We start from the raw sequence: 20,483 nt of genomic DNA, 5'->3' as shown, positions 1-20,483 counted from the left end.
GGGCGTTCTCGGCGGATGATCAAATGAGTGCGGTCGGCACCGGATGAGCAGCTACGACGCATCCGGGTCGCAGCCCCCACGGGGCATACAGCGAACAAACCCCTCTACAAGGAGCAATCGTGGCGCGCGACAACGCGGCTCCCCTTCCCACCCAGCACCAGGAGCTCGTCTCCTGGGTGAACGAGATCGCAGAGATCACCCAGCCGGACAGCATCGTCTGGTGCGACGGCTCCGAGGCCGAGTACGAGCGCCTCTGCGAGGAGCTCGTCGCCAAGGGAACGTTCACGAAGCTCGACCCGGTGAAGCGCCCGAACTCGTACTACGCCGCCTCCGACCCGACCGACGTCGCGCGCGTCGAGGACCGGACCTTCATCTGCTCCGAGAAGGAGCAGGACGCGGGCCCGACCAACCACTGGAAGGCCCCGGCCGAGATGAAGGAGCTCTTCGCGGGCTCCCAGGGCATCTTCCGCGGCTCGATGAAGGGCCGGACCATGTACGTGGTCCCCTTCTGCATGGGCCCGGTCGGCTCCCCGCTCTCCGCGATCGGCGTCGAGATCACCGACTCCGCCTACGTCGCGGTCTCCATGCGCACCATGACCCGCATGGGCCAGGCGGTCCTCGACGAGCTCGGCACCGACGGCTTCTTCGTCAAGGCCGTCCACACCCTCGGCGCCCCCCTCGCGGAGGGCCAGGAGGACGTGCCGTGGCCGTGCAACTCCACCAAGTACATCTCGCACTTCCCGGAGACCCGCGAGATCTGGTCGTACGGCTCCGGCTACGGCGGCAACGCGCTCCTCGGCAAGAAGTGCTACGCCCTGCGTATCGCCTCCGTCATGGCCCGTGACGAGGGCTGGCTCGCCGAGCACATGCTCATCCTCAAGCTCACCCCGCCGCAGGGTGAGGCGAAGTACGTCGCCGCCGCCTTCCCGTCGGCCTGCGGCAAGACCAACCTCGCCATGCTGGAGCCGACCGTCCCCGGCTGGACGGTCGAGACCATCGGCGACGACATCGCCTGGATGCGCTTCGGCGAGGACGGCCGCCTCTACGCGATCAACCCCGAGGCCGGCTTCTTCGGCGTCGCCCCCGGCACCGGCGAGCACACCAACGCCAACGCCATGAAGACCCTCTGGGGCAACTCCGTCTTCACCAACGTCGCGCTCACCGACGACGGCGACGTCTGGTGGGAGGGCATGACCGAGGACGAGCCCAAGCACCTCACGGACTGGAAGGGCAACGACTGGACGCCGGAGTCCGCGACCCCGGCCGCCCACCCGAACGCCCGCTTCACCGTCCCGGCCGCCCAGTGCCCGACGATCGCCCCCGAGTGGGAGGACCCCAAGGGCGTCCCGATCTCCGCGATCCTCTTCGGCGGCCGCCGCGCCTCCGCCGTGCCGCTGGTCACCGAGTCCTTCGACTGGAACCACGGCGTCTTCCTCGGCGCCAACGTGGCCTCCGAGAAGACCGCCGCCGCCGAGGGCAAGGTCGGCGAGCTGCGCCGCGACCCCTTCGCGATGCTGCCCTTCTGCGGCTACAACATGGGCGACTACATGGCCCACTGGGTCAAGGTCGGCGCCTCCGCGGACGCCGCCAAGCTGCCGAAGATCTACTACGTCAACTGGTTCCGCAAGAACGACGCCGGCCAGTTCGTCTGGCCCGGCTTCGGCGAGAACAGCCGCGTCCTCAAGTGGATCGTCGAGCGCCTCGACGGCAAGGCCGAGGGCGTCGAGACCCCCATCGGCGTCCTGCCGACCAAGGACTCCCTCGACACCGAGGGCCTGGACCTCGCCGACGAGGACCTGGAGTTCCTGCTCACCGTCGACAAGGACGTGTGGCGCGAGGAGGCCGGCCTGGTCCCCGCGCACCTGGAGACCTTCGGCGAGCACACCCCGAAGGAGCTGTGGGACGAGTACAAGGCGCTGGTCGCGCGCCTGGGCTGATCCCGTAGCAGTATCGAGACTCGTGGTGGGCTGCCCCGACATTCCGCCCTGACCAGTGGGGTCACGACGGTTCACCACGACGCATCCGGCCCCGGAGCCCCCTCAGGCTCCGGGGCCGGCGCATCTCCCTAGGCCCTGTCCTCCAGGTAGCGGGTGTGCGCCCGCTGGCGGAGCTCCTCCGCCTCCTGGAGGGCCGCGGCGATGACGCCGGCCTCCTCGCGCAGCGCCGCCAACTGCCGCTCCAGATGGCGCTCGGGCGGCTCGGAGCCCGGATTCACCCGGGACCACCAGCGGGTCCGTACGAAGGCGTCGACCGCCTCCGGCACGTCCTGCCGCACCGCGCGCGCCAGCACGTGCAGATGCTCCGGGTCACTGACCCAGCCCGGTTCCAGCAGCGCCTCGAAGAGCGCGTCCAGCTCGTCGAGCCGCTCGCGCGCCGCCTCCGGCAGCTCCACCTCCGCCAGGTACTCCCGCAGGGTGGTGTGGTCCGCGCGCAGCGACTCCAGCTGCTCGTCGGCGCTCGGGAAGTCCGGGGCGTCCGGCCGCTCCGGCGGGGCGATCAGCGCGCCCGCGCCGTACAGACCGAGCACCACCAGCGGCCACAGGCCGCCGGCCGCGCCGGTGAGGCCGATGCCGAGACCGGCCAGGCCGCAGACGCAGCCGGTGAGGTTCTTGCGGGACTCCGCGTAGCGGAGCACCGGGTTACTGGTAGCCACGGATCTCCTCGAAGGCGCCGTTCAGGGAGCCCTCCGCCGACTCGAACAGCTTGCCGCCGGTCAGGTCCGCGATGTGCTCCAGCTCCACCCGGTCGGAGTCGCCGAAGAGGATCGGGAAGACCGGGGTCCGCCGCTGCTCCGCGGGGAGGGCGGCGAAGAAGGCGTCGAAGTCGCCGGCGCCCACGCCGTCGGTGTTCTCGCCGTCGGTCATGAGCACGACCGAGGTGAAGGCGTCGCGGGGGGCCGCGCCCAGGCTGCGGTACGCCTCCGTGAGACTGGAGTAGATCGCGGTGCCGCCGGAGGCGGTCAGCTTCCCGGCATCGGCCCGGATCGCGTCCCTCGCCTTCGCCGGGTCCGCCGGATCCACCGTGTACGTCCGCACCTCCCCGGTCTTCACGGAGCTGCCGAAGGGCATCAGGGTGACCTCCTCGCGGTCCCGGAAGTCCCCGGTCAGCTCGGCCAGCGCCTCCTTCAGCCGGGTCAGCCGCTCGCCGCCCATCGACCCGGAGGTGTCCAGGACGTAGACCGTGCGGGAGGGCCTGCGGAGCGTGTTGTCGTACGCGTCGAGCAGGCCGTCCGCGACGGACCGGCTTCCCGGGAAGGGCAGTTCGCGCCGCAGGTCGCGGTCGAGCCGCGGTGACGGGGCCACCCCGGCGACCACCGGCCGGCGCAGGGTCGTCTCGGTGATCCGGCGCTGTGCCTCCGGGGTGCGGAGCCAGGTGGTGAGCCGCTGGGCGGACTCCTTCGCCCCGGCGGAGGCCGCGGTGAGGAGGGTGAGCGGGTAGTCGGCGGTGACCACGCCGTCGGAGGGGCGGATCACGGTGAGCGCGCCGGGCTGGGAGAGCAGCACCGACTCGTAGTTGACGAGCGCGTCGACGTCCTCGCGCCGGTCGTAGGCGGTGGCGAGCCAGCCGGAGGAGCCGGAGGTCAGCTTCTGGCCGGTGAAGAACTCGCGGAGCTTCGGCGTCGCCTTCCGCACGTCCCCGTCGCTGAGGGCGGACTGGGCGCCGGAGAGCCCCGAGGCGACCGAGACCAGTGCGGCGAAACCGGAGTTGGAACGCTTCGGGTCGGTCATGCCGTACGTCAGCTTCCCGGCGGCGACCGCCTGGTGGAGCTGTGACCAGGTGACCTTCTTCGGGTCCCAGCCGAGCCGGGCGACGGCCTCGGGGCGGACGCCGAGCGCCACCGGGGAGGTCATCACCGGCGTCTCGTTGGTGATCCGGCCGGCGGTGTCGGGGCGGAGCCTGAGGTAGTCGTTGGAGGAGAGCCAGACGGCGTCGTACTCCTTCCCGGCCCGGCCCGAGGCGATCTGCTCGACGGCGTCGAGGGTGCCCGCGTACGTGGCGCGGACGGTGACGCCGGTCGCCTCGCGGGCCTGCTCCAGGACCGGTGCCATGTCGGCGAGTTCGGAGGAGGCGAGGACCCGCAGGGTGCCGGGGGCGGCGGGCGCGGCCGGGTCGGCGGTGGCGCCCTTCTCCGGGGGACCGGAGGAGGAGCAGGACGCGCCCGTGGTGGTGAGGGCCAGGCCGAGGGCCAGGGCGGCCAGCAGCCTCGTGCGGGTTCTCATGCGGGGGAACCGCCTTCCAGCGCGCTCGTACGGCGGCTGCGGTCCAAGTGGGCGCTCGCCTCCTGGAGTTCGCTCGTGAGGGAGGAGACCGTCGCGGCCATCGCCTCGGTCGCCCGGACCTTGTAGGTGTCGATGGCGTCGAGCGTGCGGTAGATCTGCTGGAAGGCGGTGCGCAGGGTCTCGGCGCCGACCGCGGGGTCGGCGGCGATCCGCTGGATCTCGCCGGCCTGGGTGGACAGCATCTCGGCGTTGCCCCTGATCAGGTCCTCGGTGGTCGCGCGCAGCACACTGACCTGCTCGGTGACCTTGCGCTGGTTGTCCAGGGCGGAGGCGAGCATGACCGCGATCCGCAGCGCCGACAGGGTCGTCGTCGCGGCCCGGTCCACCCCCTTGATCAGCTCGTCGTTGTTCCGCCGGACCACGTCCATCGCCAGGTAGCCCTGGGCGCAGACGGCCAGCTGGGTGAGCAGGTCCTGGTACTTCTGGCGGACGGGGAAGAGGACGTCGGCGCGGAGCGCGTCGGCCTGCGCCGGGTCGCCGGTGCCGGCGATCCGCTGCTCCACGGCCTCGTCGAGTGCCTCGGTGAGGACGGCGAATTCCTGGAGCTTGCCCATGGTCTCCCAGAGCCTGGCCCGTTCGGTCTGCAACGCGGCGTTGTCCCGGCGGAGTTCGTCCTGGCCGCCGCGGAGCGAGCCGACGATCCGGTGGAGGGTGGCCTGCGAGGAGGCGTACCTGGCCACGTGGTCGCGGAACCTGTTGCCGCCGGGCAGCTTCGCCAGGAGGCGCCGGGCGCCCCTGCCGGGGGCTTCGCGCGGGTCGAGGTCCTCGACGGTGCGGCGCAGCTCCACCAGGGAGGTGCCGACGCGGGCCGAGGCGTCGCCGCCGCCCTGGCCGAGGGAGCGGACCGTACGGTCCAGCATCCGGTTGGACTGCTGGGCGGCGGCCCGCATCTCGCCGGAGCCGAGCGCGGCGATCTCGCCGATGCGGCCGGCGAACTCGGGGGAGCGCGGGTCGAGTCCGGCGAGCGAGCCGACGTACTCCTCGGCGCGGCGGGACATCTCCGCGCGCACCGAGGCGTCCAGCGGCACCAGGCCGGCGGCCTGCTCCGCGCGGACCGCGGGGGCCGGCGCGGGCGGGGTGAGGACGAGCGGGGTGTCGTGCTCGGGCGGGGTCAGGACGAAGGTGCTCTCCGGCGGCCCGGCGTACGGGTTCCGGGGCTGCCCGCCGGAGCGCGGGTCGGTGTGCTCGGTCATGCGGTGCCCCCCTGGTCACGGGCCCGCCGCGCCATGTCGCGCAGCACCGCGCCGGTGGGCACGGGCGCCTGGCGGACCCCGGTCAGTGTCTGGTTCAGGTATTCGCCGTGCTTGCCGGTGGCCTCGGTGAACTCGGGTGAGGCGCCCTGCGGCCGGAAGCCGTGCCGGACGGCGAGGCGGCGCAGCTCGGGGTCCTCGGAGAGCAGCCGGCCCAGCTCCTTGCCGCCCTCGCTGAGGGGGACGAGGGTGTGGTCGCTGTTGACCGTGGTGTCCGGGTAGAGCACGACGAGGTCGCCCATCGGCCGGCCGGCGATGAGCTGGGCGGCGACCTGCGACTCGTACACGAGCACCAGCGGGTTGCCGACGCCGCTCACGAAGTCCCGGAAGGGGGCGTCGGAGCTGGTCTGCTGGGCGCCCTGCACCTGGGTCAGCTTGCGCAGCAGCGGGGCGGTGCGGCCGACGGCCTCCTTGCCGTCGGCGACCCGTCCGCCGTCGGCGACGTAGCTCGCGGCGGCGAGGTAGAGCGCGCCGGAGTTGGAGGCCACCGGGTCGGTGGAGGTGATGAAGAGGGTGCCGCTCAGCTCGGCGTGCTTGTCGGCGCCCTTGAGCTGCTGCCAGCCTCGGTCGGCGCGGACGGCGGCCAGATAGGCGTCCATCTTCAGGATGCCGCTGGTTCCTCGGGTGCCGAGGACGGCCAGGCCGTTGCCGGCGAGGACCCGGGCGGCGTTGCTGTGCGCGACCACCACCAGCGGCGAGTAGAAGGGGCGCAGGGGTGCGGCGACGGCCTTGTCGGGGGCCTCGGCGCGCAGTTCGTCGGCCGGTCCCTTCGAGGACGGGAACGCGAAGTCGTACCCCTTCAGGGGGAGTTGCTCCATGTCCCAGGACCCCGAGGTCTCGGTCCGCACGGTGAGGCCCTTGGCTTGCAGGGCCTTCACGACGTCGGGATCGGCGAAGAACTCGCTCTTCTCCGATCCGATGACTCCTCGCACGGTCTTCGTTGCCGTGCCCTTGTCCTGATCGCCGCCCGTCACGAGGACGACGGCCACGCCGCCGAGGAGCAGGACGGCCAGGACGATTCCCAGAATGCGTCTCACGCGGGCAGAGTGCTCGCGGAAACCCACATTCCAGGGGGAGTTGGGTGGACGGGCGGTGAAGGACCGATCCCGGTAGGGAACCGGAGGAGGACCCGCCGGAACGGGCCGGTGGCGCCGGGGTGGAGGGCGCCCGGGCCGCGCGGTTCGTGCCGCGCGGCCCGGGGCCGTCTAGGGGGCGGTGACCAGGGGGTCCCCGGTCAGTGCCGCGGTGTGCGCGTCCATCCGCTCCGCCGCGAGGATCGCGGCGGCGGTGTCCGCGCGGGAGGCGGCGACGACCAGCGCGCGGCCCGCGAGCGCGTGCGCCTTGCGGTGGAGGGCCTCGGGGGAGGCGCCGCTCAGTCCGGCGTGGCGGGCGGGCGGGGCGCCGCGGAGGCGGGCCACCTCACGGGCGATCAGCTCGCCGCCCTCGTCGTCGCCGAGCTCGTCGGTCACGGCGAGCAGGGCGGAGAGGTGGCCGGCGAGCTGGATGTCCAGCTCCTCCTCGCGGGAGCGGTGCGGGTACGCGCCGGGGTCGCCGGCCGTCGTGTGGACCGACTTGGCGCGGATCGGTTCGTACATGGGGACGGCCTCCTGACTGCTCGGAGACCAGCCTAGCTTAGATTCCGTCTAAAGTTGATTCCAGTCCGGTTCAAGGGTGGGTCAAGACCGCGGGGGCCGTCCGGAGAGACGGCTCAGGGCTGGCTGTAGCCGTCCAGGAAGCGGCCGATCCGGGTCACCGCGTCCGTGAGGTCCGCCACCGACGGCAGCGTCACGATCCGGAAGTGGTCCGGCTCGTGCCAGTTGAAGCCCGTCCCGTGCACCACCATGATCTTCTCGGCCCGCAGCAGGTCGAGCACCATCTGCCGGTCGTCCTTGACCTTGTAGACGTTCGGGTCGAGGCGCGGGAAGAGGTACAGCGCGCCCTTCGGCTTCACACAGGTCACGCCCGGGATCGAGGTCAGCAGCTCGTACGCCGTGTTCCGCTGCTCCAGGAGCCGGCCGCCCGGCAGGACCAGGTCCTCGATCGACTGCCGCCCCTGGAGCGCGGCGGCCACCGCGTGCTGGGCCGGCATGTTCGCGCAGAGACGCATGTTGGCGAGGATCGTCAGCCCCTCGATGTACGAGGACGCGTGGTGCTTCGGGCCGCAGACCGCGAGCCAGCCGGAGCGGAAACCGGCCACCCGGTAGTTCTTGCTCATGCCGTTGAAGGTGAGGCAGAGCAGATCGGGGGCGATCGCGGCGGTCGGGGTGTGGGTCGCCCCGTCGTAGAGGATCTTGTCGTAGATCTCGTCCGAGCAGACGACCAGGCCGTGGCGGCGGGCGATCTCGGTGAGCGAGCGGAGCATCTCGTCGTCGTAGACGGCGCCCGTCGGGTTGTTCGGGTTGATGATCACGATCGCCTTGGTGCGGTCGGTGATCTTCCGCTCGATGTCGGCGAGGTCCGGCATCCAGTCCGACTGCTCGTCGCAGCGGTAGTGCACGGCGGTGCCGCCCGCGAGGGAGACCGAGGCGGTCCACAGCGGGTAGTCCGGGGCCGGGACGAGGACCTCGTCGCCGTCGTCGAGCAGCGCCTGCATCGACATCTGGATGAGCTCGGAGACGCCGTTGCCGAGGTAGATGTCCTCGACGGAGAGGTGGATGCCCTTGGTCTCGTAGTGGCTCATCACCGCGCGCCGGGCCGCGAGGAGACCCTTCGCGTCGCCGTACCCGTGCGCCTCGGAGAGGTTGCGGAGGACGTCCTCCAGGATCGCGGGCGGGCACTCGAAGCCGAAGGCGGCCGGGTTGCCGGTGTTGAGCTTGAGGATGCGATGACCCGCGGCTTCGAGCCGCATCGCCTCTTCGAGCACCGGGCCGCGGATTTCGTAACAGACGTTGGCGAGCTTCGTGGACTGGATCACCTGCATGACGAGAGCTTACGGCGGGGGCGGGGCGAGTGCGGCGTGTTATGGGCCACGTCGGGGGTGGCGCGGGGGCGCGACGGCCGCCCGCCGCCGCGGCGGTGGCGTCGGTGGAGCCGGACCGCGGGGGCGGGGGGCCGGGGCAGGCGGGGTAGGTTGGCTGGTCATGTGGGTGGTGAGTGCTTCCGGGTGCCGGTGGCTGGGCGCGGCGGGGTCGCTCGCCGTGGCCGTGGGCGGGTACGGCGCGGGCGCGCTGCCCGTGATCGGCGGAGGCCCGCTGTGGTCGCCCCGGGCGAGCGGCGTCGAGACCGCCGGAGCCGTCCTGGCGGCCCTCGGGCTGACCCTGCTCGTCGCCGCCTGGTGGCGGTACGGCGTGCTGCTCGCCCGCGGGGCGGCCGGCGGCGCGCTCGGCACGCTCACCGCCTGGGCCGCGCCCCTGCTCCTCGCACCGCCGCTGCACAGCGCCGACGTGTACAGCTACGTCGCGCAGGGCGCCATGATCCTGGAGGGGTACGACGTCTACGGCGCCGGGCCGTCCGTGCTCGGCCCCGATCAGCTCGGCGCCGACGCGGCCGCGAGCGTCGGCGGGAACTGGACCGACACCCCCGCCCCGTACGGCCCCGCCTTCCTCCTCCTCGCCGAGGCGGTCGTCAGGCTGACCGGCGGAGCCGTCGTCCCCGCCGTCCTGCTGTTCCGGCTGGTCGCCGTCGGCGCGCTCGCCCTGATCGTCTGGGCCGTCCGGGGGTTCGGGCGCGGCGACGGGGCCCTCTGGCTCGCCGCGCTCAACCCGCTGCTCCTCGTCCACGTCGTCGGCGGCGTGCACAACGACGGGCTCATGATCGGGCTCATGCTCGCCGGCGTGCTGCTCGCCGTGCGCGGGCGCTGGGTCCTCGGCAGCGTGCTCGTCGGCTGCGCCGTGATGGTGAAGTCGCCCGCGGCCGTCGCGCTCCTCTTCATCGCGGTGATCGTCGCCCGGCGGGGCCCCCTCCTGAAGGGGCTGCTGCCCCCGGCCGTCGCCGGAGCGGTGGCCGCCGGCGCGAGCCTGCTCTCCGGCACCGGCTTCGGCTGGCTGGGGACGCAGTCCGTCGCCGGGGCCATCCACACCCCGCTCTCGCTCACCAGCGACCTCGGCCTCGCGCTCGGCACGCTCGTCTCGGACGACCCCGAGCCGGTCAAGGGCGTGGTGCAGCAGCTGGGGCTGCTCGCCGCCGTGGTGATCATCGCGGTCCTGGCCCTGCGCGCGTACCGGGGACGGATCGACCCCGTCCTCGGGCTCGGGTACGGGCTCGTCGCGCTGGTCGCGCTCTCGCCGATGGTGCAGCCCTGGTACCTGCTGTGGGGCACGGCCGTCGTCGCGGCCGTCGCCTGGCACAGCCGGGCCGGACAGGTGCTCGCCGTGTTCTCGGCGGCGCTCGTCTACGAGACCCAGCCCGCCGGCCACACCCCCTGGTACGGCTTCGTCGCCGCCGGACTCGTCCTCGCGCTCGGCCTCCTCTGGCTCCGCCGGGAGCGGTGGCCGGCCGCCGCCCCGCCGGCCCCGCTCCCGACGACGGCCCGGCCGGCGAGCGGCGACCGCTAGACCGGCGTCCGCCGGATCGCCCGCCCCGCCAGGACGTCCGTGCGGCGCCCGTCCTCGATCACGAATCGCCCGCCGACGAGCACGTGCGGGATGCCGGTGGGCAGGGTGCGCGGGGCGTCGTACGTGGCTCCCGCCGCGACCGTCGCCGGATCGAAGAGCACCAGGTCCGCCACGTACCCCTCCCGCACGAGCCCCCGGTCGGGGAGGCGCAGCCGGGCCGCCGGGCGCGAGGTCAGATGGGCCACGCACTCCTCCAGGGAGAGCACGCCCTCCTCGCGCACATAGCGGCCCAGGTACTCCGGGAAGGTGCCGTAGGCGCGCGGGTGCGGCTTGGCGCCCTGGAGGATGCCGTCCGAGCCGCCCGTGTGCACCCGGTGACGCATGATCGCCCGGACGTTCTCCTCGTGGCCGACGTGCTGGAGGATCGTCGAGCCGAGACGGTCGGCCAGGAGCAGCCCGCGCGCCTCGGCCCAGGAGGTGAGGCGCCGTCCCGCCCAGTCCCCGAGGGACGGGTCGGAGGTCCCCGAGATCTCGATCGTGGACCAGTCGACGGGCACCCCGTGGCAGCCGTCCGAGCCGGTCACCTCCAGGTCGTGCCAGATCCGCTCCGCCGCCGTCCCGTCCGCGAGCCGCCCGAGGACCGCCTCCGGGCCGCCCTCCTGCGCCCACGACGGCAGCAGGGCGAGCAGGGTCGTACACCCGGGGGTGTAGGGGTACGTGTCGAGGCTGATGTCGCCGCCCGCGTCCAGCGCCCGGTCGAGGAGGGCCAGCAGCTCCGGCGCCCGGCCCTCGTTCTCCCCGAAGTTCATGGTGGCGTGGGCGAGGTGGAGCGCGCAGCCCGCCTCCCGGGTGAGCGCGATCATCTCCTCGTACGCGCGCAGCGCCCCCGCCCCGTAGCTGCGGTGGTGCGGGCAGTAGTAGCCGCCGTGCTCCGCGACCACCCTGCACAGCTCGGTCAGCTCGGCGTCGGGGGCGTACATCCCGGGGGTGTACGTCAGGCCGGAGGACATGCCGACCGCGCCCTGCTCCAGGCCCTCGGCGACCAGCCGGCGCATCCGGTCCAGCTCGGCGGGGGTCGCGGGCCGGTCGTCCCAGCCCATCGCGTACATCCGGACGGTGCCCTGGGGGACGAGATAGGCGGCGTTCACCGCGATGCCCTCGCCGCCGTGGGCGCCGTCGAGCCGGTCGAGGTACTCGCCGACCGTCCGCCAGTCCAGGTCGAGGCGCGTGTCGCCGGGGCCGCCGCCGTTCCAGCCGGCGATCGCCCGCCGGACCTCCTCCCGGGTGCGGTCGTCCACCGGCGCGTACGACAGGCCGTCCTGGCCCAGGACTTCGAGGGTCACGCCCTGCGCGGCCTTCGCGCTGTGGTCCGGGTCGCGGAGCAGCGCGAGGTCGCTGTGGGCGTGCATGTCGACGAAGCCGGGCGAGAGGACCAGGCCCTCCGCGTCCACGGAGCGGCGGGCGGTGGGCCGCTGGCAGCCCGCCGCCGCGGCCTCCTTCACGATCGACACGATCCGGCCCCCGGCCAGGGCCACGTCGGCCCGGTAGGAGGGGGCGCCGGAGCCGTCGACGACCTCGGCGTCCCGGAAGACGAGATCCATCATCCTCTGTCCCCTGTCGGAAGGAAGCGCTGTGTCATCCCGGCCCCGTCAGAAGAAGGTGCGGACGTAGTCGACGACCGTGCCGTCCGCCTCGACCAGCGGGATCAGCAGCCACTTGTCGAAGGAGGTGCACGGGTGCGACAGGCCCATCCCCACCCAGTCGCCGACCTCCACGTCCGCGCCCTCCTCGGTGCGCAGCCAGGCGTGCTGGTCGGAGAGGCCGGTCACGCTCACCCCGTCGGCCGGGCGGATCTCACCGGTCCGGGCGTCCCGCACCACCTGCGCCTCCGGCAGGTGGAGGTCGTACGCCGCGTCCCGCTTGCCCGCGTTGGTGAAGGCCTGCCCGGCGGACGGCCGCGACACCACCTGCGACCAGAGGCGGAAGGCCGGCTGGAGGGCGCCCTCCTCGGGGATCCGGTTGAACGGCGTCTTCTCCCGGTACTGGCCGTCGTCGTGCGAGACGTACGCGCCCGAGCGCAGCAGCTTCAGGACGGGGCGGGAGAGCGCGGGGATCTCCGCGAAGACGTCCGCGACCGCGTCGAACCACGCGCTGCCACCCGCGCTCACCACGATCTCGTCCAGCTCCGCGGCGAACCTGCCGTCCTTGTCGAAGGCGGCGGCGAGCCCGGTCAGCCGGCGCAGCCAGCCGCGGACCGTGTCGCCGTCGGCGCCCGGCACCTCGGCCTCGTACCCGGCGACGCCGACCAGCCGGAGGGTGGTGGTCGCGGCGATCGCGTCGGCGACCGCCGTGCACTCCGCCTCGGTACGGGCGCCGGTCCGGGCCCCCTCGCCCGCGCCCAGCTCCACCACCACGTCCAGCGGGCGCCGGGCCCCCGCCGCGCGCAGCGCCTCGTCCATCAGCTCGACCCCGCGCACCGAGTCGGCATAGCAGACGAGCCGGAAGTCCGGGTGCGCGTCCAGCTCGGCGGAGAGCCAGCGCAGCGCCACCGGGTCGACGAGCTCGTTGGCCAGGAAGATCCGGTCGACGCCGTGGGCGCGGTAGACCCGGACCTGGTGCGGGACGGCGGCCGTGATGCCCCAGGCGCCGTGCTCGATCTGGCGGCGGAAGAGGACCGGCGCCATCGAGGTCTTGCCGTGCGGGGCGAAGGCGAGGCCGTGCCGCTCGGCGTACTCCTCCAGGGCGCGCAGATTGTGCTCGACGGACTCGGCGGAGAGCGCGAGGACCGGGGTGGTGAAGCCACCGGTGAAGAGGGAGCGGCGCTGGGCGGCCAGCTCGCCGACGGTCAGGCCGTCCGCGTCCGGCGGCAGGCCCTTGAAGCGGTGGTCGACGCGCTCGTCCGACAGGTCGGTCGGCATGATCCCTCCTCCAGGGCGTTGCATGATGTGCAACGCCCATTGCGTATTTCGCTCATGGCTGTCTAACATCCGGGCCGAGGCAAGGTCAATGGACCGGCCTCCCGACAGACCGCAGACCCGTAGACCCGTAGACCCGTAGACCCGCAGGAGCGTGACCGTGGCCGGACCACCCCCCGAGGTCGTCTGCGTCGGCGAGTCCATGGTGACCTTCCTGCCCTCCCGGCCGGGCCGCCTCGCCGACGTCCCCGCCTTCACCCGCGCCATCGGCGGCGCCGAGTCCAACGTCGCCTGCGCCCTCGCCGCCGCCGGCCACCGCGCCCGCTGGGTCGGCCGGGTCGGCACGGACGGCTTCGGCGACCATCTGGTCGACACCATCGCAGCGTACGGAGTCGACGTCAGCGCCGTCCGCCGCGACCCGCACCGGCCCACCGGCGTCTACTTCCGCACCGACGCCGACCGCGCCACCGACGCCCACGAGGTCGTCTACTACCGGGCCGGCTCCGCCGCCTCCGCGATGGACCCCGTCTCCGTCCCGTACGACACCGTCGCCGACGGCCGGATCCTCCACCTCACCGGCATCACCGCCGCGCTCTCGCCCGGCTGCCGGACGCTGCTGCACGAGCTGACCGAGCCCCGCCCCGGCCGCCCGCTGGTCTCCTTCGACGTCAACCACCGGCCCACGCTCTGGCGCGACGGAGCCGCCCCCGACGTGCTGCGGCGCCTCGCCGCCCGCGCCGACCTCGTCCTCGTCGGCGCCGACGAGGCCGACCGGCTCTGGGGCACCGCGGACCCCGCCGCCGTCCGCGCCCTCCTGCCCGAGCCGGCCGTCCTGGTCGTCAAGGGCGGCGAGGGCCCCGCCGTCGCCTTCGAACGCCCCCGGGGCACCGGCGGGCAGGCGCCGGAGGACGACGTCACCACCGTCCCGGCGCCCCGCGTCGACGTCCTCGCCTCCGTCGGCGCCGGGGACGGCTTCGCCGCCGGCTACCTCTCCGCCGCCCTCCGCGGCCTCGGCGCCCGCGCCCGACTCCGCCACGGCCACCTCGCGGCCGCCGCCGCCCTCACCGCCCCCGGCGACCTCGCCGCCCCACCCCGGCGCGCCCACGCCGACCGCCTCGCCGCACTCGACGAGCAGGCCTGGGGGAGACTGCACCTCGGCCCCGGGTGGACGTCCGCCGGCACGGAGGCCGACGAGGAGGTACGTACCGGATGAGCCAGACCGTCGACCGCGCGCTCAGCATCCTGCCGCTGCTCGCGCAGGGCCCCGCCGACCTGGGCCAGGTCGCCGACCGCCTCGGCGTGCACAAGTCCACCGCCCTGCGGCTCCTGCGCACCCTCCACGAGCACGGCCTCGTCTACCGCCAGGAGGACCAGCGCTACCGCCTCGGCGCCCGTCTCTTCGCCCTCGCCCAGGAGGCCGTCGAGAACCTCGACGTCCGCGAGATCGCCCACCCCCACCTCGCCGCCCTCAACGAGCGCACCGGCCACACCGTCCACCTCGCCGTCCACGAGGACGGCGAGGTCCTCTACATCGACAAGGTCGAGAGCCGCTACCCCGTCCGCATGTACTCGCGGATCGGCAAGCCCGTCGCGATCACCGTCGCCGCCGTCGCCAAGCTGCTCCTCGGCGACCTGCCCGAGCCCGAGCGGCGCGCGCTGGCCGCCAAGCTCGACTACCCCCGCTACACGCCCCGTTCGACCCCCGACGCCGCCGCCTTCCTCCAGGAGCTCGCGACCGTGCGCGAACAGGGCTGGGCCACCGACCTCGGCGGCCACGAGGAGTCCATCAACTGCGTCGCCGCCCCGATCCGCGGCGCCGACGGACGGGTCGTCGCGGCCATGTCGGTCTCGGCGCCCAACGTCGTCGTCACCGCCGAGGAACTGCTCGCCCTGCTCCCGCTGGTGCGCCGCACGGCCGAGGCGATCAGCCGCGACTACTCCGGCACGACCCCACCGAAGGAAACCGAGGAAAACCCCGCATGAGCGACCGTACGACCGAGCAGAGCGCGACGACCGAGAAGATCGCGATCACCCCGGCCACCCACACCACCCCGCCCGCGAAGTTCTCGCACGGCGTCCGCAAGGGCAACATCCTCCAGGTCGCCGGCCAGGTCGGCTTCCTGCCGGCCGTCGAGGGGCAGCCGCCGACGCCGGCCGGCCCGACCCTGCGCGAGCAGACCCTCCAGACCTTCGCCAACGTCAAGGCGATCCTGGAGGAGGGCGGCGCGAGCTGGGACGACGTGATGATGATGCGCGTCTACCTCACGGACGTGGACCACTTCGCCGAGATGAACGCGCTCTACAACCAGTACTTCGAGGAGCAGAAGCTCCAGGCACCGCCGGCCGCCCGCACCACGGTCTACGTCGGCCTGCCCGAGGGACTGCTCATCGAGATCGACGCGCTCGCCGTCCTCGGCTGATCCCGCTTGCCCCGCTCACAGGGGCGTCGGCCATACTGCCGCCGTGGAGCAGAGCAACGGACCCATACAGCAGCCCCTGCGCGCCGCTTCGGCCGACCCGGGCTTCATCCCCGGCCTCACGGGAGCGGCGAGCCCCTTCAAGGACGCCGTGCCCGAGGTCGTTTCCGAGGTCAAGGACGCGGTGCCCGAGGCCGCGCCCGAGGCCGTGTCCGAGGTGAAGGACGCGGTTCCCGAGGCCGAGGGCGCCGACCCGCGGCCCGCGGCGGGCGGCGGTCCCTCCTTCGAGGCCGCCGACCGGCGCGGGCGGATCGTCGCCGACGCCGAGGGCGTGCGGCTGAGCTACGACGAGGAGGCGTGCGAGTTCCGCTGGGACGAACTCGCCGCCGTCGAGAGCGAGAAGGGACGCTTCGGCAAGCGGTTCACCGTCACCGTGCACACCCCTGACCGGCGCTGGTACCCGATCGAGATCGTGGCGCCGGACAGGGGGCGGATCGTCACCTGGGAGTCGGAGCTGGACGAGGTGCTGGACGCCTACTTCGACGAGACGGCCTGACCCCCGGCGCTCCGGCGCCCGCTCAGCTCGTGCAGTACTGCGCCTGCTTGCCGATCGACCGGTACATGCAGTCCGCGTTCTCCAGGAGCTGGAGCACCGCGTCCCGGTTGCGGCTGGTCTCGCGCTCGATCACCTCGTCCGGCGGGTAGAAGCCGCCGCCCCCGGACGAGGCCGGATACATCTCGAAGGTGTACCCGAAGATCTTGTGCGCACCCCAGAGGTAGTCGTCGATCGACCCGTCCGTGATGTAGAGGTCGCTCGACTGCTCGGCGGTGTAGCCGTTGGTCGCCGCCATGCTCCGGCCGACCGCGGCGAAGGCGTTGCGGTCGTCCTGGGTCATGCCCGGCGCGGTGTCCGCGTACGTCCAGCCGAACGGCCACAGCACCAGCTCGCTGTACGTGTGGAAGTCGACGCCGGCCTTGATCTGCTGCTTGCCGCCCACGACCCGGGAGCGGACGAAGTCGGCGACGACCTTCACCTCGGGGGCGGACTCGGGGGCGGCGCCCCGGTAGGTGTCGGAGCTCTTGGAGCCGGAGGAGCCGCCGCAGCAGCCCCACTTGTAGTCCCAGTTCCGGTTCATGTCGGTGCCGATGGCCGAGGAGCCGGAGTTGGGCTGCCGGTTCTTGCGCCAGCTGCGGTAGGAGCCGGTGGCGATGTCGTACTCGCCGCCGTCCGGGTTGAGGTCCGGCACGATCCAGATCTCGCGCCCGTTCACGGCGTTGGTGACCCGGGAGTCGGAGCCGTATCCCGCGCCCAGCTCGCGCAGCAGGTAGAGCGCCATCTCGACGGTGAGGTGCTCACGGGCGTGCTGGTGGTGGGTGAAGAGGACCTCCGGCTCGTTCTCGTCCACGGCCACGTTGTCGCTGATCTTGATGGCGACGATGTCGCGGCCCTGGTAGCTCTTGCCGATGACCCGCTTGCTCATGATCGACGGGTAGGCGGCGAGCCGCTGGTCGATCTCCGCCGTCATCTCGGCGTAGTTGTGGTACCTGGCGTCGGCGGACGGGAAGTCGAGCGGGCCGAGGGAGGACCGGGCGGGCTCGCCCCGGTCCGGCGGGGCCGGGAGGGCGACCGCCTTGTAGCCGAGGGCCTTGAGCCGCTCCAGCTGCGGGCCGTCGGCGCTGACCACGACCGAACGGGCGTCGACCTCGTCGATCGAGACGCCGGTGGCGGCGAGCGCGGTGCGGGCGGCGGGAGTGGAGGGCCCGGCGATCTCGTACTGCCGGATCACCTCCTCGCCGCCCCGGGTGGCGGTCGGCGCGTCGGCGCCGGCGGGTGAGGTGAGGGCGGAGAGGGGCGCCGCGAGGGCGAGCGCCACGAGGGCCGCGAGGGTGGCGGACCTTCTGCCGCGTCGGGGACGTCGCATGGTGTCTCCTGGGTGGGGAGTGTGGGGGAGTGCGACAACAGGTGCGGGTGTCCGGGGCACATGGTGGGGCCATGTCATGGACGGGTCAAGGTGGGGAGTTCGGCCATGATCGGCCGTGTGCGGTCACGGTAGGCGACGCGCCCCGGAGACGCGGCGAGGCGCCGCCGGAAGACCGGCGACGCCTCGCGGGAAGGGTCCGTCAGGGTTACGGGCCCGTGGGGGGATCCGTCGGGACCGGGGTCCCGTGGGGGGATCCGCTCGGGGTTACGGAAGGCCGTGGACGTGCGGGCCGACCGCGTTCGACCAGGCGTTCCCGGCCGTCGCGTCCCAGTTGGTCGACCAGGTCATCGCGCCCCGCAGGGTCGGCCACGCCTGGGCGGGCTTGAAGGCGCCGCAGCCGGTCAGCTTCGTCAGGCAGTCGAGCGCGTTGTTCACGACCGACGGGGCGACGTAGCCGCTGCCCGCGCCCCGGGTGGAGGCGGGGACGCCCAGACCGACCTGGGACGGGTCGAGACCGCCCTGGATCTGGATGCAGGCGAGCGCGGTGAGGAAGTCCACCGAGCCCTGGCTGTACACCTTGCCGTCACAGCCCAGCATCGAACCGCTGTTGTAGTACTGGGTGTTGACGACCGTGAGGATGTCCTTCACGGCGAGCGCGAGCTTGAAGTACTCGGTGCCCGTGTTCTGCATGTCGATGGTCTGCGGCGCCATCGTCAGGACCATCTTCGGACCGGCCAGGGCGGACAGCTGGCGCAGCGCCTTGGTCAGGTACGTGGAGTTGATGCCGTGCTCCAGGTCGATGTCGACCCCGTTGAAGCCGTACTCCTGGAAGAGCGCGTAGGCGCTGTTCGCGAAGGCTGTGGCGCTGGCGTCACTGTTGATCGTGACGTTGCCCTTCTCGCCGCCGACCGAGATGATCACCGACTTGCCGGCCGCCTTCTTGGCCGCGATGTCGGCCTTGAAGTCGGCGACCGAGGTGTAGCCGACGGCCGGGTCGAGGTTGAAGACGATCTGGCCGGGCGTGGCCGTCGAGTCCGCGAAGGAGACCGCGATGATGTCGTACGCGGCCTGGACGTCGCGCAGCTTCTGCTTGGTCGCGCCGTTGTCGAAGTTCTGCCAGTAGCCGGTGACCGCGTGCTTCGGGACGGCCGGGTTGTCGCCGCCGCCACCGCCGGTCTTCGCCGTACGGGCGCTGACGGCCGCGGACTTGGCGGACTCGCCCGCCGCGTTGGCGGCCGCGACCTGGAAGGAGTACGCGGTGTCGGCGGACAGGCCGGTCACCGTGGTGGAGTTGCCGGTCACGGTGGCGGCCAGCGTGCCGTCCCGGTAGACCTTGTAGCTCGTGGCGCCGGAGACCGCGTTCCAGCTCAGCGGGACCGAGCTGGTCGTGGGGGTGCCCGCGGCGAGCCCGGCCGGGGTGGTCGGGACGACCGGGTCGGGGTCCTGGCCGCCGCCCCCGTCGGGCCCGAAGACGCTCACGTCGTCCACGAAGTAGGCGGCGGTGCCGTACCACCCGTGGGTGAAGATCTCGACCGAGGTCGTCGAGGCGCCGGTGGTGAAGGTGGTGGTCAGCTGCTTCCAGGACGGGGAGTCCGGCGTCCAGGTGGAGACGGTGCCGGTGCCGGTCCCGGTGCCGCTCGCGCCGAGGTAGGCGTAGCCGCCCTGCACCCAGGCGCTCAGCGTGTAGGTGGAGTTGGGCTTCACGGTCACGGTCTGCACGCACTTGGCGTTGTCGAGACCGGCGGGGCTCGCCTTGAGGGCGCCGGCGCCGGTGCGGGCCGGGGTGGCGACGGCGGTGCCGCTGCCGGCCGAGCAGGCCCAGTTGGCCAGGCCGTTCTCGAAGCCGGCGTTCCGGGCGTTGTTCACGTCCGCGGCGAGCGCCGTGCCGGTGCCGCCGACCAGGGCGAGCCCGGATCCGACGGCGAGCGCGAGCGCTCCGCCGAGCCAGCGACGCGCGGCCGGGCGGGTGGTGGTGCGGTCCACGTGCATCCTCCGGTGGGGGAGTCGGGAGCTGGAGGTGCCGTACGTCGTCGTACGGGGGGAACTGCGTCAGGTCAGGGGGTTCGGGAGGTGGCCACCACCGTCGTCGCACCAAGTTGGTCCAGACCAATTGGGTTGTCAAGACCTCTGACACAGACCGCCCTCGACCGGAGTCCCGCACTCCGGTGACAGGAAAGGGGGCGGGAGTTGACGGATTGTGTGTTCAGAACCACGGTCCGCGTGGATAAGGTGCAGAACAGTCGTGATGTACGGCCCCCGGGGCCCGGAGGCCGGGAGGCCGGCCGGGCCGGGAAAGCCGGAGGGGGACGGGAAGGCGGGGGGACCACCACGTGCCGACAGCGATCGCGGTCACGGGCGCCGACCTCGTGCTGCCGCCCACCGACCCCGGAACCCCCAACGCCGCCGTGCTCGCCGACCCCGCGGCCCGCGGCCTCGACGACTCCGTCACCGAACTCCGCCGCCTCGTCGACCGCTTCGGGCACGTCCTCGTCGTCTGCCCCGCCGCCGCGCCGCCCGCCGTCGCCCACCGCCTCCACACCGTCCGCGGCCTCCTGGAGAGCGACCGGATCGCCCTGGTCAGGACCGACCTCCCGCCGCTCGGCACCGCCGTCCTCGTCCGCCAGCTCCGCCAGCTCTCCGCCTGCGACTTCAGCCCCGGCGTCCTCGCCTCCGCCGCCCGGCTCCTCGCCCACTACATCTACGCCGGCGCCGTCCTCGGCTCCGTCTCCCGCCTCGACCGCGTCCCCGTCACCCTCGGCTCCCACCTCAAGGGCTGGCTCCCCGGCGCCCACTTCGCCGTCCTCGCCGGACCCACCCCCCGGATCGTCCGCGTCGGCGCCGACGAGTCCGCCTTCACCGGACCCGAGTTCACCACCCGCCTGCTGATCGCCCGCGGCCAGCTCGCCACCGAATGGCCCTCCACCGACCTCGCCCCCCGCTGGTCCGTCGCGGGCCCCGTCGAGGAGACCGCCCTGCCCGCCGGATCCCCCGCCTGGTGGGGCACCCCCAAACTCGTCGAGTTCGCCGCGTACCTCCCCGACCTTCCCGTCCTCCACCAGCTCGTCGCCTCGGTACGCCGCGAGACCTGCCACTGGTGCGGCATGGAACTCATCGGCGACCGCTGCGGCTTCTGCGCAGCCCCGCTCGCCGCCGCCCTCCCGGCCCAGGCCGGACCACCCCGATGACGCCCGCCGAAGCCCGCCGAC

The 20,483-nt window shown here is 73.1% G+C and carries 17 protein-coding genes; 7 read left to right on the top strand and 10 right to left on the bottom strand.

Features of this window, described 5'->3' with window-relative positions; translation table 11 throughout:
• The first annotated feature begins 119 nt into the window (after nucleotides 1-119).
• The gene (locus ACFYT9_RS34590; RefSeq protein WP_376602425.1) at nucleotides 120-1,937 is read left to right on the top strand and encodes a phosphoenolpyruvate carboxykinase (GTP); all 1,818 of its coding nucleotides are present in this window, start codon (nucleotides 120-122) and stop codon (nucleotides 1,935-1,937) included.
• 128 nt (nucleotides 1,938-2,065) lie between these two features.
• Here ACFYT9_RS34590 and ACFYT9_RS34585 read toward each other — a convergent pair whose 3' ends face one another.
• The 6 genes from ACFYT9_RS34585 to ACFYT9_RS34560 all read right to left on the bottom strand — a co-directional run bounded on the left by ACFYT9_RS34585 (nucleotide 2,066) and on the right by ACFYT9_RS34560 (nucleotide 8,450).
• Nucleotides 2,066-2,653 (bottom strand): hypothetical protein, encoded by a 588-nt coding sequence (locus ACFYT9_RS34585; RefSeq protein ID WP_376602424.1) that lies wholly within the window; start codon nucleotides 2,651-2,653, stop codon nucleotides 2,066-2,068.
• Nucleotides 2,640-4,220 (bottom strand): substrate-binding domain-containing protein, encoded by a 1,581-nt coding sequence (locus ACFYT9_RS34580; protein WP_389170022.1) that lies wholly within the window; start codon nucleotides 4,218-4,220, stop codon nucleotides 2,640-2,642. The genes ACFYT9_RS34585 and ACFYT9_RS34580 overlap by 14 nt, the downstream gene beginning before the upstream one ends.
• Nucleotides 4,217-5,473, bottom strand: coding sequence for a toxic anion resistance protein (locus ACFYT9_RS34575; protein WP_389170020.1), 1,257 nt, complete (start codon nucleotides 5,471-5,473; stop codon nucleotides 4,217-4,219). Before ACFYT9_RS34575 ends, ACFYT9_RS34580 begins: the two co-directional genes overlap by 4 nt.
• Nucleotides 5,470-6,594 carry a hypothetical protein gene (locus ACFYT9_RS34570; protein WP_387272771.1) on the bottom strand — a complete coding sequence of 375 codons (1,125 nt, stop codon included), beginning with the start codon at nucleotides 6,592-6,594 and terminating at the stop codon, nucleotides 5,470-5,472. The genes ACFYT9_RS34575 and ACFYT9_RS34570 overlap by 4 nt, the downstream gene beginning before the upstream one ends.
• Before the next feature lie 141 nt (nucleotides 6,595-6,735).
• The gene (locus ACFYT9_RS34565; RefSeq protein ID WP_387280457.1) at nucleotides 6,736-7,125 is read right to left on the bottom strand and encodes a hypothetical protein; all 390 of its coding nucleotides are present in this window, start codon (nucleotides 7,123-7,125) and stop codon (nucleotides 6,736-6,738) included.
• 113 nt (nucleotides 7,126-7,238) lie between these two features.
• Nucleotides 7,239-8,450: a pyridoxal phosphate-dependent aminotransferase gene (locus tag ACFYT9_RS34560; RefSeq protein WP_376605444.1), complete on the bottom strand. Its 1,212-nt coding sequence runs from the start codon at nucleotides 8,448-8,450 to the stop codon at nucleotides 7,239-7,241.
• A gap of 160 nt (nucleotides 8,451-8,610) precedes the next feature.
• On the opposite strand from ACFYT9_RS34560, the gene mptB reads away from it, so the two are divergent.
• Nucleotides 8,611-10,023 carry a polyprenol phosphomannose-dependent alpha 1,6 mannosyltransferase MptB gene (mptB, locus tag ACFYT9_RS34555; RefSeq protein ID WP_389170016.1) on the top strand — a complete coding sequence of 471 codons (1,413 nt, stop codon included), beginning with the start codon at nucleotides 8,611-8,613 and terminating at the stop codon, nucleotides 10,021-10,023.
• Here mptB and ACFYT9_RS34550 read toward each other — a convergent pair.
• A complete protein-coding gene (locus ACFYT9_RS34550) occupies nucleotides 10,020-11,627 on the bottom strand; it encodes an amidohydrolase family protein (RefSeq protein ID WP_389170014.1) in 1,608 nt (535 codons plus the stop codon). The genes mptB and ACFYT9_RS34550 overlap by 4 nt on opposite strands.
• A 45-nt stretch (nucleotides 11,628-11,672) precedes the next feature.
• Nucleotides 11,673-12,941: an amino acid deaminase gene (locus ACFYT9_RS34545; protein WP_389170011.1), complete on the bottom strand. Its 1,269-nt coding sequence runs from the start codon at nucleotides 12,939-12,941 to the stop codon at nucleotides 11,673-11,675.
• Between the two features lie 199 nt (nucleotides 12,942-13,140).
• On the opposite strand from ACFYT9_RS34545, the gene ACFYT9_RS34540 reads away from it, so the two are divergent.
• Genes ACFYT9_RS34540 through ACFYT9_RS34525 form a run of 4 tightly spaced genes read left to right on the top strand, consistent with a single transcriptional unit; the run spans nucleotide 13,141 to nucleotide 15,911 of the window.
• Nucleotides 13,141-14,151, top strand: a complete 1,011-nt coding sequence (locus ACFYT9_RS34540) for a sugar kinase (RefSeq protein ID WP_389170090.1) — start codon at nucleotides 13,141-13,143, stop codon at nucleotides 14,149-14,151.
• Nucleotides 14,148-14,921, top strand: coding sequence for an IclR family transcriptional regulator (locus ACFYT9_RS34535; protein WP_389170008.1), 774 nt, complete (start codon nucleotides 14,148-14,150; stop codon nucleotides 14,919-14,921). Before ACFYT9_RS34540 ends, ACFYT9_RS34535 begins: the two co-directional genes overlap by 4 nt.
• Complete coding sequence (locus ACFYT9_RS34530; protein WP_387278395.1) at nucleotides 14,918-15,358, top strand: RidA family protein; 441 nt, start codon at nucleotides 14,918-14,920, stop codon at nucleotides 15,356-15,358. The genes ACFYT9_RS34535 and ACFYT9_RS34530 overlap by 4 nt, the downstream gene beginning before the upstream one ends.
• A 43-nt stretch (nucleotides 15,359-15,401) precedes the next feature.
• Nucleotides 15,402-15,911, top strand: a complete 510-nt coding sequence (locus ACFYT9_RS34525) for a hypothetical protein (protein WP_389170006.1) — start codon at nucleotides 15,402-15,404, stop codon at nucleotides 15,909-15,911.
• A 22-nt stretch (nucleotides 15,912-15,933) separates the two neighbouring features.
• Here the strand turns inward: ACFYT9_RS34525 and ACFYT9_RS34520 are convergent, their stop codons facing one another.
• Together ACFYT9_RS34520 and ACFYT9_RS34515 are read right to left on the bottom strand one after the other, a co-directional pair.
• On the bottom strand, nucleotides 15,934-17,277 hold the full coding sequence (locus tag ACFYT9_RS34520; protein WP_389170003.1) for a M14 family metallopeptidase: 1,344 nt from the start codon (nucleotides 17,275-17,277) through the stop codon (nucleotides 15,934-15,936).
• A gap of 264 nt (nucleotides 17,278-17,541) precedes the next feature.
• The gene (locus ACFYT9_RS34515) at nucleotides 17,542-19,266 is read right to left on the bottom strand and encodes a chitinase (RefSeq protein ID WP_376598019.1); all 1,725 of its coding nucleotides are present in this window, start codon (nucleotides 19,264-19,266) and stop codon (nucleotides 17,542-17,544) included.
• A 341-nt stretch (nucleotides 19,267-19,607) separates the two neighbouring features.
• Between ACFYT9_RS34515 and ACFYT9_RS34510 the strand changes: the two genes are divergently transcribed.
• Entirely contained in the window at nucleotides 19,608-20,462 is an 855-nt protein-coding gene (locus ACFYT9_RS34510) for a hypothetical protein (protein WP_376598020.1), read from the top strand.
• Nucleotides 20,463-20,483 lie beyond the last annotated feature (21 nt).

The organism is Streptomyces sp. NPDC004435, from assembly GCF_042873895.1.
Taxonomy (GTDB): Bacteria; Actinomycetota; Actinomycetes; order Streptomycetales; family Streptomycetaceae; genus Streptomyces.
This window is presented reverse-complemented; position numbering and strand designations above follow the sequence as displayed.

Coding starts and splice junctions, on each gene's coding strand:
- ACFYT9_RS34580 (WP_389170022.1), bottom strand. CDS start 4,220: ATGAGAACCCGCACGAGGCTGCTGGCCGCCCTGGCCCTCGGCCTGGCC.
- ACFYT9_RS34575 (WP_389170020.1), bottom strand. CDS start 5,473: ATGACCGAGCACACCGACCCGCGCTCCGGCGGGCAGCCCCGGAACCCG.
- ACFYT9_RS34565 (WP_387280457.1), bottom strand. CDS start 7,125: ATGTACGAACCGATCCGCGCCAAGTCGGTCCACACGACGGCCGGCGAC.
- ACFYT9_RS34560 (WP_376605444.1), bottom strand. CDS start 8,450: ATGCAGGTGATCCAGTCCACGAAGCTCGCCAACGTCTGTTACGAAATC.
- mptB (WP_389170016.1), top strand. CDS start 8,611: ATGTGGGTGGTGAGTGCTTCCGGGTGCCGGTGGCTGGGCGCGGCGGGG.
- ACFYT9_RS34550 (WP_389170014.1), bottom strand. CDS start 11,627: ATGATGGATCTCGTCTTCCGGGACGCCGAGGTCGTCGACGGCTCCGGC.
- ACFYT9_RS34545 (WP_389170011.1), bottom strand. CDS start 12,941: ATGCCGACCGACCTGTCGGACGAGCGCGTCGACCACCGCTTCAAGGGC.
- ACFYT9_RS34540 (WP_389170090.1), top strand. CDS start 13,141: ATGGTGACCTTCCTGCCCTCCCGGCCGGGCCGCCTCGCCGACGTCCCC.
- ACFYT9_RS34535 (WP_389170008.1), top strand. CDS start 14,148: ATGAGCCAGACCGTCGACCGCGCGCTCAGCATCCTGCCGCTGCTCGCG.
- ACFYT9_RS34530 (WP_387278395.1), top strand. CDS start 14,918: ATGAGCGACCGTACGACCGAGCAGAGCGCGACGACCGAGAAGATCGCG.
- ACFYT9_RS34520 (WP_389170003.1), bottom strand. CDS start 17,277: ATGCGACGTCCCCGACGCGGCAGAAGGTCCGCCACCCTCGCGGCCCTC.
- ACFYT9_RS34515 (WP_376598019.1), bottom strand. CDS start 19,266: ATGCACGTGGACCGCACCACCACCCGCCCGGCCGCGCGTCGCTGGCTC.